Raw genomic sequence first — 13,123 nt, 5'->3', positions numbered from 1 at the left:
CTCCCCTTGATCGTCCCCGAGCTCAGCCAGGAATGGAAGACCGGCCTCTCCCTCGCATGGAGCGGCTACATCGCAGTGCTTTCGGTCTGGATCGTGATGCAGAAGCGCGCACCGGTCTCGACCATGAGCTGGATCCTGTCGCTGGCGCTGCTGCCTTTCGCGGGCTTTCTCATCTACTACTTCCTGGGGCCGCAGCGGCTCAAGAAGCAGCGCCTCAAGCGGCTTCGCAGCCGGGCCAGCGCACTGGCGCCCGCCGACGTCGTGATGCTGCGCGAGGCGAGGGCGCATGCGCCGCCTGCCTTGCGCCAGATGGCCGCGCTCGGGATGGCGGCCTGCGGGCTGCCGGTGTCGAGCGCGACCTCGGCCGTGCTGCTGTCCGGCGGCGCGACCACCTTCGATGCGATCTTCGATGCGATCCGCGCGGCGCGCGACCACGTCCATCTCGAGTACTACATCTTCGAGCCCGACCGGATCGGCACGGCACTGCGCGACCTGCTCATCGAGCGCGCCCGGGCCGGCGTCAAGGTGCGGCTGCTGCTCGATGCGCTCGGCTCCAAGCGGGTCGGGCGCAAGTTCATGGCGCCGATGCAGGCGGCCGGTGTCCATGTGGCCCTGTTCCACGAGACCCGCATCGGCCGGCGGCTGCGGCCGGTGACCAACTACCGGACCCACCGCAAGATCGTGGTCTGCGACGGGCTGGTGGGCTTCACCGGGGGCGTCAACATCACCGACGAGGAAGACGCCCGCACCCGGCCCGACGCCTACCACGACGTCCATCTGCGGATCGAAGGCAGCGCGGTGCGCTGGCTGCAGACCACATTTCTCGAAGACTGGACCTACGCGACCGGCGAGGACCCGCGCCAGATCGACAACGCGCTGCCCCTGCTGCTGCCGGACCTGCCGCTGGGCGAGGCAACCGGCGAGATCCCGGTCCAGATCATCACCAGCGGGCCCGACAGCCCGCTCGAGGCGATCCACCGCATGCATCTCGCGGCGATCCAATCCTCGGAGCGGCGCGCCTGGCTCACCACCCCTTACTTCGTGCCCGGCGAGCCCGCCCTGATGGCATTGACCAGTGCAGCCCTGCGCGGCGTCGACGTCCGGCTGCTGGTGCCGCGGCGCAGCGATTCGCTGGTCGTGAGCGCGGCGGCGCGCTCCTACTACGACGAGCTGATCGCCGCCGGCGTCAAGGTCTGGGAGTACAAGGCCCGCATGCTGCACTCCAAGACGCTGGTGGTGGACGATCACTGCGCGATGATCGGCACAGCCAACTTCGACAATCGCAGCTTCAGGCTCAATTTCGAGGTGATGGCCGTGATCTACGGGACGACCTTGGCCGAACCCCTGGCGGCGCAGTTCGAGACCGACCTCCGAAGCGCCTCGCCGATCCGGGCCAACCGGCGCCAGAAGTTCCTGCGCCGCCTGGCCGACGCCACCGCCCGCCTGTTTTCTCCTTTGCTTTGAACATGCCTCCACACACCTTCCTCTGGCACGACTACGAAACCTTCGGCGCGGTGCCGCGCCGCGACCGGCCTTCGCAGTTCGCCGCGATCCGCACCGACGCCGAGCTCAACGAGGTCGGCGAGCCGTTGATGGTCTATTGCCAGCCCGCGCCCGACTACCTGCCGAGCCCGGAGGCCTGTCTTATCACCGGCATCACGCCGCAGCAGTGTCTGGAGCTCGGCATTCCCGAGCACGAATTCGCGGCCCGGATCGAGCAGGCGTTCTCGCAGCCCGGCACCATCGGCGTCGGCTACAACACGATCCGCTTCGACGACGAAGTGACCCGCTTCCTGTTCTGGCGCAACCTGATCGATCCCTACGCGCGCGAGTGGCAGAACGACTGCGGCCGCTGGGACCTGCTCGACGTGGTGCGGCTGACTTATGCGCTGCGCCCCGACGGCATCGTCTGGCCGACCAAGGCGGACGGCAGCCCGAGCTTCAAGCTCGAGGACCTGGCGCGGGCCAACGGACTGCTGCACGAGGCGGCGCACGATGCGCTGTCGGACGTGCGCGCCACGATCGCGCTGGCCCGGCTGATCCGCGACAAGCAGCCCCGGCTGTTCGACTTCGCGTTCGGGCTGCACCGCAAGGACCGGGTGGCGGCCGAGCTCGGCCTGCCGGCGACGCGCGAGAGCGCTCGGCCCTTCCTCCACGTGTCGGGCATGTTCCCGGCCGAGCGGGGCTGCCTGGCTGTGATGTGGCCGCTGGCCAGTCATCCGACCAACAAGAACGAACTGCTGGCCTGGGACCTGGCCCACGACCCGGGCGAGCTGCGCGACCTCGACGTCGAGACCCTGCGGCTGCGCCTGTTCACGCGCAGCGCCGACCTGCCCGAGGGCGTGCGCCGGCTGCCGCTCAAGGGCATCCACCTGAACAAATCACCGATGGTGGTCGGCAACCTCAAGACGCTGGCGCCGGCGATGGCGGCGCGCTGGGGCATCGACATCGAGGCGGCATTGAAGAACGCCGCGCTCGCGGCCGCCTTGCCCGACATGAGCGCGATCTGGCCGCAGGTCTACGAGCGGCCCCGCGAAGGCGCGCCGGACGTCGACGAGGATCTCTACGGCGGCTTCGTCGGCAACGGCGACCGGCGCCGCCTGAACCAGCTGCGTGGCCTGTCGCCGGGCGAGCTCGCGCGCGCCCGCACCGGCTTCGACGACCCGCGGCTGGAAGAGCTGGTGTTCCGCTACCGGGCGCGCAATTTCCTCGATACGCTGAACGAAGACGAGGCCGGGCGCTGGGAGGCGCACCGGGCCGCGCGGCTGCTCGAAGGCGAGGGCGGTGCGCGCAATGTCGATGCCCTGTTCGCCGAGATCGATACGCTGGCCGAGACCGCGGACGAACGCGCCGAAGCCATCCTCGGCGCGCTTTACGAGTACGCCGAGGCGATCGCCCCGGAGGTCTGAACGATCATGACCGTGCGCCGACTGCTCCCCGCCGATGCCGCCGTCTACCGGGCCTTGATGCTCGAAGCCTACGTGCGCCATCCGGACGCCTTCACCTCCAGCGCCGAGGAGCGCGCGGCGCTGCCGCTGGCCTGGTGGGAAGCGCGGCTCGACGAATCGCCGCGGGCCGGCCAGGTCGTGCTCGGTGCCTTCGACGGCGACCGGCTGGCCGGTGCCGCCGGGCTCGAATTCGAGTCGCGCGCCAAGGCCCGTCACAAGGCGCATCTCTTCGGGATGTACGTGTCGCCCGATGCCCGGACGGGCGGCCACGGCCGGCAGCTGGTGCAGGGCCTGCTGGACGTGGCGGCCGCCAGGGAGGGCGTCAAGCTCGTCCAGCTGACCGTGACCGAAGGCAATGCCGCGGCGCAGTCGCTCTACGAACGCTGCGGGTTCGCGGTGTTCGGCGTCGAGCCCTTCGCGGTTGCGCTCGATGGCCGCTACCTGTCGAAGTGCCACATGTGGCGGCTGCTCGGGGGCGAGCACAGCTGACAGGAATGTCATCCTTGCGTCAGCTTGCCGTCCCGGGCGGGTGCCTACAGTGGGCGGCATGCGAATACTGTGTCTGGCCCTGGCGGCATCCCTGGCAGGCTGCGCCGTCGGGCCCGACTACCGGCGACCCTCATTGCCCGAAGGCGTGTCGGCGCCGGCCTTCAAGGAAAGCGGCGCCTGGAAGACCGCGGCGCCCGCCACCGTCGATGCGGCCCATCCCTGGTGGACCGGATTTGGCGACCCGCGCCTCGACGCGCTGATCGAGGAAGCGAACGGCGCGAACCAGAGCCTTCGGCTGGCCGAGGCCCAGTACCGGGAGGCCCAGGCGCTGGTGCAGAACGCGCAGGCGGGCTGGGCGCCGACGCTCGGGCTGGACCTCTCGGGCCAGCGCGCGCGCAGCCAGAATTCGACCGGCGCGCCGGTGCAGGGCAACACGCATGCCTGGTCGCTTCAGGCGGCCTGGGAGCCCGACCTCTGGGGCCGGGTGCGGCGTGCCGTCGAAGGCGCCGCGGACAGCGCGCAGGCCAGCGACGCCGACCTGGCCGCGGCACGGCTCGCGGTGCAGGCCGCGGTGGCCAACGACTACATCCAGCTGCGCATGACCGATGCCCAGCAGCGGCTCTACGACCGGACCATCGAGGCCTACCGCAAGTCGCTGCAGATCACCCGGAGCCAGTACCGCGCGGGCGTGGTGACGCGGGCCGATGTCGACCTGGCCGACACCACCCTGCAATCGACCCAGGCGCTGGCCCTCGACACCCAGCTGACGCGCCGGCAGCTCGAGCACGCGATCGCGGTGCTGCTGGGCAAGACGCCCTCGCAGTTTTCCATCGCGGCGGACGACAGCCTGCCCAGCCTGCCCGCGGTGCCGATGGCCGTGCCGTCGGAACTGCTCGAGCGCCGGCCCGACATCGCGGGCGCCGAACGCCGGGCGGCGTCGGCCAACGCGGGCATCGGCTATGCGCAGGCCGCCTACTACCCGAGCCTGTCGCTGAGCGCCGCGGGCGGCTTCGCCGGTGCCGGCTTCGGCAACTGGTTCGCCGCGCCGGGCAAGGTCTGGGCGCTGGGCGCGGCGGTGGCGCAAAACCTGTTCGACGGCGGCCAGCGCAACGCCCAGCTGGCGCAGGCGCGGGCGGCCTTCGATGCCTCGTCGGCCAGCTACCGCCAGACCGTGCTGGCCGGCTTTCAGGAAGTCGAGGACAACCTGGCCGCGCTCGACCTGCTGGCGCAGGAGCGCCAGGTGCAGGACGGCGCGGTCGCCTCGGCGCGCAACGCCGAGCGCGTGTCGTTGAGCCAGTTCCGCGCCGGCACGACCACTTACCTGGCGGTCATCACCTCGCAAACGCTGGCGCTCAACAACGAGCGCACCGCGCTGCAGCTGCAGAGCCGGCAGTTCGCCGCCCAGGTGGCCCTGGTCAAGGCGCTCGGCGGCGGCTGGGACGCCAGCCAGCTGCAGGCCAGCGCCGACGCCAGCCCGGCGGCCGCCCACGCATCTTCGAATTCCAAGTGAACCTCATGGACAGTCCTTCTTCAACATCCCGCCAGCGTCCGCGCTGGCTGCTTCATGCCGGCTGGCTGCTGCTCGCCGTGCTGCTCGCCGCGGGCGCCTGGCGCCTGATGCGGCATCCGGCCCAGCCGGTGGCCGCAGGGCCTGCGGGCGTCCCCGCGACCACCGTCCAGGTCGCCAGCGAGACGGTGCCGATCGCACGCAGCGGCGTCGGCACCGTGCTGCCGGTGGCCTCGGTGACGGTGCGCACGCGGGTCGACGGGCAGCTCGACAGCGTCGAGTTCAAGGAAGGGCAGGACGTCAAGGCCGGCCAGGTGCTGGTGCGCATCGATCCGCGCACCTTCCAGGCGCAGCTCGAGCAGCTGGTGGCGCAGAAGGCAAAGGACGAGGCCACGCTGGCCAATGCGCGCGCCGACCTGCAGCGCTACGGCGAGCTGATCAAGGAGGACGCCACCACCCAGCAGACGCTGGACACCCAGCGCGCGCTGGTCAACCAGCTGCAGGCTTCCCTGAAGAGCGACGAGGCGCAGATCCACCTGGCCCAGGTGCAGCTCGGCTTCACCACGATCGCCGCGCCGATCAGCGGGCGGATCGGCGCCCGGCTGGTCGACCCGGGCAACATCGTGCATGCGGCGGACGTGAACGGCCTGCTGGTGATCAACCAGATCGATCCGATCGCGGTCCAGTTCACCCTGCCTGAAAGCAGCTTCCAGGCGGTCAACAAGGCGCTGAACGGCAGCCATGAGCCGCTGGCGGTCGAGGCCATCGACCGCGACACCCGCGACGTGCTGGCGACCGGCAAGCTGGTGCTGCTGAACAACCAGATCGACACCGCCACCGGCACCATCTCGCTGAAGGCGCAGTTCGCCAATGCCGGCCATGCGCTGTGGCCGGGCCAGTCGGTCGACGCCCGGGTGGTGCTCGGCGAGCGGGCCGACGCGCTGACGGTGCCTTCGGCGGTGGTGCAGCGCAACCAGGAAGGCTTCTTCGCCTATGTGGTCGGGCCCGACGACAAGGTCCGGGCGCAGCCGCTGACGGTGGCCGACACGGTGAAGGGCAAGTCGGTGATCGAGACCGGCCTGGCGGCGGGCGACCGGGTGGTGCTGGACGGCCAGTACCGCCTGACACCCGGCGCACGGATCGTCGAGAAGGCCGCCGTCGTGCCGGTCGCGTCCTCGGGAGCCAAGCCTTGAACATCTCGGCCGCCTTCATCAAGCGCCCGATCGGCACCTCGCTGCTGGCCGCGGCCGTGCTGCTGATCGGGCTGGTCGCCTGGCCGCTGCTGCCGGTGGCGCCGTTGCCGCAGGTCGATTTCCCGACCTTGCAGGTGACGGGCCGGCTGCCCGGCGCCAGCCCCGAGACGATGGCGTCCAACGTGGCCCAGCCGCTGGAACGCCAGTTCTCGCTGATCGCCGGGCTGTCGCAGATGACGTCGAGCAGCTCGCTCGGGCTGACCCAGATCACCTTGCAGTTCGACCTCGACCGCAACATCGACGGTGCCGCGCTCGACGTCCAGACCGCGATCAATGCGGCGCAGGGCCAGTTGCCCAACAACCTGCCGAGCCCGCCGAGCTTCCGCAAGATCAACCCGGCCGACTCGCCGGTGCTGATCCTCGGCGTGCAGTCCAAGGTGCTGCCGCTGGTGCAGGTCAACGACTACGCCGACAACGTGCTGGCGCAGCAGATCTCGCGCATCTCGGGGGTCGGGCTGGTCAACATCTTCGGCGTCCAGAAGCCGTCGGTGCGGATCCAGGTCGATCCGGCCAAGATCAAGGCGGTCGGCATGAGCCTGGAGGACGTGCGCGGCGTGATCGCCGCCACCACCGTCAGCGCGCCGACCGGCACGATCGACGGCGAGCGCCAGGCCTTCAACGTCTACACCAACGACCAGCTGCTCAAGGCCGCGCCCTGGAACGACATGGTGCTGGCCTGGCGCAACGGGGCGCCGATCCGGGTCCGCGACATCGGCGTCGCGGTCGACGGGCCGGAGAACAGCAAGGTCGCGGCCTGGGGCTTTGCCGGGCCGGCGGCCGCCGTTGGCAGCGACATCGCCAACGGCCGGGCGATCATGCTGGCGATCACCAAATCGCCGGGCGCCAACGTGATCGAGACGGTCGACCGCATCCAGGCGGCGATGCCGAAGCTGAAGGCGGCGATTCCGCCCAGCATCAGCGTCAACACGCTGGTCGACCGCACGCAGACCATCCGGGCCTCGGTCAAGGACGTCGAGTTCACGCTGCTGCTGTCGATCGCGCTGGTGGTGGCGGTGATCTTCGTCTTCCTGCGCAACGTCACGGTGACGCTGATCCCGAGCGTGACCGTGCCGCTGGCGCTGCTCGGCACGGCGGCCGTGATGTACGTGGTCGGCTACAGCCTGGACAACCTCTCGCTGATGGCGCTGACGATCGCGGTCGGCTTCGTGGTCGACGACGCGATCGTGATGCTGGAGAACATCTACCGCCACATCGAGGACGGCATGGCGCCGATGGAGGCGGCGCTGAAAGGGGCCGGCGAGATCGGCTTCACGATCATCTCGATCTCGGTCTCGCTGGTGGCGGTGTTCATCCCGCTGCTGCTGATGGGCGGCATCGTCGGGCGGCTGTTCCGCGAGTTCGCGGTCACGGTGACGCTGACCATCGTGGTGTCGGTGCTGATCTCGCTCACCTTGACGCCGATGCTCTGCGCGCGCTTCCTGAAGCCGCACGTGCCGAACGAGCGGCACGGCCGGCTCTACCTGCTGCTGGAACGCGGCTTCGACGCCATGCTCGATGGCTACAAGCGCGGGCTCGGCGTGGTGCTGCGCCATCCCTTCATCACCTTGATGAGTTTCATCGCGACGGTGGCGGCGACGGTGGCGCTGTTCATCGTGATCCCCAAGGGCTTCTTCCCGCAGCAGGACACCGGCTTTCTCTTCGGCACGGCCGACGCGGCACAGGACTCGTCGTCCAACGCGATGCGCGACCGGATGCTCAAGATCGCCGACATCATCCGCCAGGACCCGGATGTCACGAGCTTCGGCATGCAGGCCGGCGCGAGCACCTTCAACTCGGGCAATTTCTTCATCGGCCTCCGACCGAAGGACGAGGGCCGCACCGCCAACGCCGACGAGGTCATCGCCCGGCTGCGGCCGAAGCTGGCGCCGGTGCAGGGCATCACGCTGTTCATGCAGGCCGGGCAGGACATCAGCGTCGGCGGCCGGCCCTCGCGCACGCAATACCAGTACACGCTGACCGACACCGACCTGAACGAGCTCAACACCTGGGCGCCGAAGGTGCTGGCGCAACTGCGCGAGCTGCCGCAGCTGACCGACGTGACCTCCGACCAGCAGAACGCCGCGCCGACGGCCCAGGTGACGATCGACCGCCAGCGGGCATCGAGCTACGGCATCACGCCGGCGATGATCGACGCCGTGATCTACGACGCCATCGGCCAGCGCCAGGTGGCGCAGTACTTCACGCAGCTCAACAGCTACAACGTGGTGCTGGAGGTCACGCCGGAGCTGCAGCGCGACCCCTCGCTGTTCGATCGCCTGTACCTGACCTCGCCGATCAACGGCCAGCAGGTGCCGCTGTCGACCTTCGTCAAGCTCGACACCAGCAAGACCGGCTACCTGTCGATCAGCCACCAGGGGCAGTTCCCGGCGGTGACGGTGTCCTTCAACCTCAAGCCGGGCACCTCGCTGGGCCCCGCAGTCGATGCGATCAACGCGGCCCAGGCCCGGATGGGCGTGCCGGCCACCTTGAGCGGCACCTTCCAGGGCACGGCGCAGGCCTTCGGCGATTCGCTGCGGACCCAGCCCTACCTGATCCTGGCGGCGCTGATCTCGGTCTACATCGTGCTGGGGCTGCTCTACGAGAGCTACATCCATCCGCTGACCATCCTGTCGACCCTGCCGTCGGCCGGCGTGGGCGCATTGCTGATCCTGATGGCCGGGGGTTACGATCTCAGCGTGATCGCACTGATCGGGATCATCCTGTTGATCGGGATCGTGAAAAAGAACGGCATCATGATCGTGGACTTCGCCCTGCACGCCGAGCGCGACCGCGGCATGTCGCCGCGCGATGCGATCTTCGAGGCCTGCATCCTGCGCTTCCGCCCGATCATGATGACCACCATGTGCGCACTGCTGAGCGGGCTGCCGCTGATGCTCGGCCACGGCGCCGGCTCCGAGCTGCGCCGGCCGCTGGGCTACGCGATGGTCGGCGGCCTGATCCTGTCGCAGATGCTGACCCTCTTCACGACGCCGGTGATCTATCTCTATCTCGACCGTGCCCATCACTGGTACGTGCGGCGCAAGGCGGCGCGCCAGCAGCGCCGGCTGCCGCCGGTGGCGGGCGGAGTGCTGATCGAATGAAGGTCCTGATCGTCGAGGACGAGCGCAAGACGGCCGACTACCTGTACCAGGGCCTGACCGAGCAGGGCTGCACCGTCGACCTCGCCTTCGACGGCATCGACGGCCAGCACCTGGCCTTGCACTACGACTTCGACGTGATCGTGCTCGACGTGATGCTGCCCGGACTGGACGGATTCAGCGTGCTCAAGTCGCTGCGCAGCGTGAAGAACACGCCCGTGATCATGCTGACGGCCAGGGACGGCGTGGCCGACCGGGTGCGCGGGCTGCAGGACGGCGCCGACGACTATCTGGTCAAGCCCTTCTCGTTCCTCGAACTGCTGGCCCGGCTGCAGGCGCTCACGCGGCGCGGCCGCAGCCAGGAAACGACCCTGCTGCGGGTCGGCGACCTGCGGGTCGACCTGCTGAGCCGCAAGGCGATCCGGCAGGAGCAGCGGATCGACCTGACGGCCAAGGAGTTCGCGCTGCTGGCGGTGCTGGCGCGGCGCCAGGGCGAGATCCTGTCGAAGACGGTGATCGCGGAGCTGGTCTGGGACATGAATTTCGACAGCAACACCAACGTGGTCGAAGTCGCGATCAAGCGCTTGCGCGCCAAGATCGATGCACCCTTCGGCAAGAACCTGCTGCACACCATCCGTGGCATGGGCTACGTGCTGGAGAACCGTGGCGGTCCGGAGCCGGAATGAGGAACTCGATCGCGATCAGGCTGGCCGCGATGTTCGCGGCCGCGGCGCTGGTGGCCTTCGCGCTGCTGGGCGGCGCGCTGCACCGGGTGCTGTCGGGCGAGCTGGCGCGCCACCAGCAGGCCCAGATCGATGGCCGGTTGGAGGACATGGCCTACATGCTCGAGCATGGGCGGGCCGCCGGCCTCGGCGAGCGCATCCGCGACAAGCTCGACACGCTGGGGGCCGCCGATCCGCGCACCCGTTCGTGGCTGGCCAGCGACGACCCGGCCTTCCGCTACGGCGAGGACCTGCCGCTGGTCGAAGCTGCGATCACGGCCGGGCGCGACAGCGTCGAGCTGCCGGTCGGCACGCCGCCCCGGCTGACCCGGATGCGGATCCGTGGCGGAGAGCTGGCGGCCAACGGGGCCCGGCCCGCGGTGCGCTACATCGCCGGCGTGGATGCCGAGCCCTTCGGCGACACCCTGCGCACTTTCGAGACGGCGGTGGTGCTGCTGACCTTGGCCGGCACGGCGCTGGCGGCGGCGCTCGGCTACTGGATCGCCCGCATCGGGCTCGGCCCGGTCCAACGGCTGTCGGCCGATGCCCAGCGCATCGGGCCGGACGACCGTGCGCGGCGCCTGCAGCTGCCGGCGCTGCCGAGGGAACTGTCCGATCTCGGCAGTTCCTTCAATGCCGCGCTGGACCGGCTCGATGCCGCTTACCGGCAGCTCGCGACCTTCAGCGACGACGTCGCGCACGAACTGCGCACGCCGCTGGCCAACCTGATCGGCCAGACCCAGGTGGCGCTGGCCCGCGAGCGCAACGCGGACGCGCTGCGCGAGGTGCTGCAGTCGAACCTGGAAGAGCTCGAACGGCTGCGCGCGATCGTCGCCGACATGCTGTTCCTGGCGCGGGCCGAGCAGGGCGTTCGCGCGCGCGACCTGGTGGCGTCGTCGATCGCGCAGGAGGTCGGCAAGACAGTCGAGTTCCTGGACCTGCTGCTCGACGAGGCCGGGATGTCGGTGCAGGTGGAGGGCGATGCGGTGGCGCCGATCGAGACGTCGCTGTTCCGGCGCGCGCTGACCAACCTGCTGCAGAACGCGATCCAGCATTCGCGGCCCGGCAGCCGCGTGGTGGTCCGGATCGGTGGCGACGAGCGGTCGGCAGCGGTCAGCTTCTCGAACCCGAGCGCGCCGATCGCACCCGAACAGCTGCCGCGGCTGTTCGACCGCTTCTATCGCGTCGACTCTTCGCGCCGCAACAGCGGCGAGAACCACGGGCTCGGGCTGTCGATCGTCAAGGCGGTGGCGGTGATGCACAACGGGACCGTGTTCGCGCGCTCGGACAACGGCATCACGACGGTGGGCTTCAGCGTGGCGCTGAAAGCCTGAACCGGATCAGGCCCGCGGGTTCATCCAGCTGGTGGCCGGCGCGCGGCCCGGCAGGTGCAGCGCGGCCGTGGCGGCCGCTGTTTCGGCCATCAGCCTGCCTTTGCGATAGACCTTGAGCCGGGTCGCCCGCAGCCGGATCGCCTCGACCGGATCGCGCGCCTGCAGCAGGACGAAGCTGGCGTCGCAGCCGGCCTCCAGGCCGTAGCCTTCGAGGTGCATCACGCGGGCGGCGTTGACGGTCACGGCGTCGAAGCACTGCCGGATGCCGGCCTGGCTGGTCATCTGGGCCACGTGCAGGCCCATGTGCGCGACCTCCAGCATGTCGCCCGAGCCCATGCCGTACCAGGGGTCCATCACGCAGTCGTGGCCGAAGGCGACGTCGACGCCGGCGGCCATCAGCTCGGGCACCCGGGTCATGCCTCGGCGCTTGGGGTAGCTGTCGTGGCGGCCCTGCAGCGTGATGTTGATCAGCGGGTTCGAGACCACGGCGACGCCGCTCTCGGCGATCAGCGGCAGCAGCTTGCTGACGTAGTAGTTGTCCATCGAGTGCATCGAGGTGCAGTGCGAGCCCGTGACCCGGCCTTGCAGTCCGAGCCGCTGGGCCTCGAAGGCCAGGGTCTCGATGTGGCGCGACAGCGGGTCGTCGGATTCGTCGCAGTGCATGTCGACCAGCGTGCCGCGCTCGGCGGCGATCTCGCACAGCAGCTTCACGCTGGCGGCGCCGTCGGCCATCGTGCGTTCGAAATGCGGAATGCCGCCGACTACGTCGACGCCCTTGTCGAGCGCGCGCTTCAGGTTGTCGACGCCGCCGGGCGAACGCAGCACGCCGTCCTGCGGAAAGGCCACCAGCTGCAGGTCGAGGTACGGCGCCACCAGCCGCTTGACCTCCAGCAGCGCGTCGACCGCCAGCAGGCTGGCATCGCTGGTGTCGACATGGCTGCGGATCGCGAGCAGCCCCTTGGCCACGGCCCAGTCGCAATAGGCCAGCGCACGCTCGACCAGGGCCTCGGCCTTGAGCAGCGGCTTGAGCTCGCCCCACAGCGCGATGCCTTCGAGCAGCGTGCCGCTCTGGTTGATCCGCGGCAGGCCGTAGCTCAGCGTGGCGTCCATGTGGAAATGCGGGTCGACGAAGGGCGGGCTGACGAGCAGGCCGCCGGCATCGAGGACCTCGCGCGCCGGTGCCTGAAGGCCCCGGCCCACTTCGACGATGCGGCCATCGCGCACCGCCACCGACATGTCGGTGGCGCCGTCGGGCAGGGTGGCGTTGTGGATGAGGAGGTCTAGCATCGTTGCTTATGCGTAGTGCCGATAGACCTTCGAGCCGCCGCCGCGGGTGAGCAGCAGCACGTCGAAGGCGTCCTTCCGACCGCCGTAGGCCGGCCCGTCCATGCCCGGCGAACCCACCGGCATGCCCGGCACCGCGAGTCCTATCGCGACGGGGCGCTCCTTGAGCAGCCGCCTGATCTCTGGTGCCGGCACATGCCCTTCGATGGCGTAGCCGCCGACCAGGCCCGTGTGGCACGAGCCGAACTTGCGGTCGACGCCCAGGCGCTGGCGCGCCGCGTCGTTGCCCGCTTCATGGACCTGGACGGCGAAGCCGCTCGCCTCCAGGTGCGTGACCCAGTCCTCGCAGCAACCGCAATTCGGGTCCTTCCAGACCTCCATCGCCGTCCGCGCGGCGCTGCCTTGGGCAAAGGCCGGCGCGAGGCCCAGGGCCAGCATGGCGGCCAGCAGGGTGCGGCGGGTGTTCGGTGGTGGGTGCATCGGTGGGG

General features: G+C 69.8%; 10 protein-coding genes. 8 read left to right on the top strand and 2 right to left on the bottom strand.

All coding sequences use genetic code 11. The features are described 5' to 3' along the window. The first annotated feature begins 6 nt into the window (after window positions 1-6). Genes cls through QZH52_RS19415 form a run of 8 tightly spaced genes read left to right on the top strand, consistent with a single transcriptional unit; the run spans window position 7 to window position 11,351 of the window. On the top strand, window positions 7-1,464 hold the full coding sequence (cls, locus tag QZH52_RS19450; protein ID WP_286531752.1) for a cardiolipin synthase: 1,458 nt from the start codon (window positions 7-9) through the stop codon (window positions 1,462-1,464). Between the two features lie 2 nt (window positions 1,465-1,466). Further along, window positions 1,467-2,909: an exodeoxyribonuclease I gene (gene sbcB, locus QZH52_RS19445; RefSeq protein WP_301812163.1), complete on the top strand. Its 1,443-nt coding sequence runs from the start codon at window positions 1,467-1,469 to the stop codon at window positions 2,907-2,909. Between the two features lie 12 nt (window positions 2,910-2,921). Beyond that, a complete protein-coding gene (locus tag QZH52_RS19440) occupies window positions 2,922-3,437 on the top strand; it encodes a GNAT family N-acetyltransferase (protein ID WP_436411607.1) in 516 nt (171 codons plus the stop codon). A 58-nt stretch (window positions 3,438-3,495) separates the two neighbouring features. Continuing rightward, complete coding sequence (locus tag QZH52_RS19435; protein ID WP_301812160.1) at window positions 3,496-4,947, top strand: efflux transporter outer membrane subunit; 1,452 nt, start codon at window positions 3,496-3,498, stop codon at window positions 4,945-4,947. 5 nt (window positions 4,948-4,952) lie between these two features. Beyond that, on the top strand, window positions 4,953-6,137 hold the full coding sequence (locus QZH52_RS19430; protein ID WP_301812158.1) for an efflux RND transporter periplasmic adaptor subunit: 1,185 nt from the start codon (window positions 4,953-4,955) through the stop codon (window positions 6,135-6,137). Then, a complete protein-coding gene (locus tag QZH52_RS19425; RefSeq protein ID WP_301812156.1) occupies window positions 6,134-9,298 on the top strand; it encodes an efflux RND transporter permease subunit in 3,165 nt (1,054 codons plus the stop codon). Before QZH52_RS19430 ends, QZH52_RS19425 begins: the two co-directional genes overlap by 4 nt. Beyond that, window positions 9,295-9,981, top strand: coding sequence for a heavy metal response regulator transcription factor (locus QZH52_RS19420; protein ID WP_286522310.1), 687 nt, complete (start codon window positions 9,295-9,297; stop codon window positions 9,979-9,981). The genes QZH52_RS19425 and QZH52_RS19420 overlap by 4 nt, the downstream gene beginning before the upstream one ends. Then, entirely contained in the window at window positions 9,978-11,351 is a 1,374-nt protein-coding gene (locus QZH52_RS19415; protein ID WP_301812152.1) for a heavy metal sensor histidine kinase, read from the top strand. The genes QZH52_RS19420 and QZH52_RS19415 overlap by 4 nt, the downstream gene beginning before the upstream one ends. Window positions 11,352-11,357: 6 nt before the next feature. Here the strand turns inward: QZH52_RS19415 and QZH52_RS19410 are convergent, their stop codons facing one another. Beyond that, window positions 11,358-12,638, bottom strand: a complete 1,281-nt coding sequence (locus QZH52_RS19410) for an amidohydrolase family protein (RefSeq protein ID WP_301812150.1) — start codon at window positions 12,636-12,638, stop codon at window positions 11,358-11,360. Window positions 12,639-12,644: 6 nt separating this feature from the next. Then, on the bottom strand, window positions 12,645-13,115 hold the full coding sequence (locus QZH52_RS19405; protein WP_301812149.1) for a DUF411 domain-containing protein: 471 nt from the start codon (window positions 13,113-13,115) through the stop codon (window positions 12,645-12,647). Between the last annotated feature and the right edge of the window lie 8 nt (window positions 13,116-13,123).

The sequence above is a fragment of the Variovorax ginsengisoli genome (assembly GCF_030486595.1).
Taxonomy (GTDB): Bacteria; Pseudomonadota; Gammaproteobacteria; order Burkholderiales; family Burkholderiaceae_C; genus Variovorax; species Variovorax ginsengisoli_B.
The sequence above is the reverse complement of the archived record's forward strand: the minus strand, read 5'-3'. Positions and strand labels throughout refer to the sequence as shown.

Bases quoted from the DNA above. Each gene is read 5' to 3' on its own strand.
- QZH52_RS19415 (WP_301812152.1), top strand. From the start codon at position 9,978: ATGAGGAACTCGATCGCGATCAGGCTGGCCGCGATGTTCGCGGCCGCG.
- QZH52_RS19430 (WP_301812158.1), top strand. From the start codon at position 4,953: ATGGACAGTCCTTCTTCAACATCCCGCCAGCGTCCGCGCTGGCTGCTT.
- QZH52_RS19405 (WP_301812149.1), bottom strand. From the start codon at position 13,115: ATGCACCCACCACCGAACACCCGCCGCACCCTGCTGGCCGCCATGCTG.
- QZH52_RS19410 (WP_301812150.1), bottom strand. From the start codon at position 12,638: ATGCTAGACCTCCTCATCCACAACGCCACCCTGCCCGACGGCGCCACC.
- QZH52_RS19435 (WP_301812160.1), top strand. From the start codon at position 3,496: ATGCGAATACTGTGTCTGGCCCTGGCGGCATCCCTGGCAGGCTGCGCC.
- sbcB (WP_301812163.1), top strand. From the start codon at position 1,467: ATGCCTCCACACACCTTCCTCTGGCACGACTACGAAACCTTCGGCGCG.
- QZH52_RS19420 (WP_286522310.1), top strand. From the start codon at position 9,295: ATGAAGGTCCTGATCGTCGAGGACGAGCGCAAGACGGCCGACTACCTG.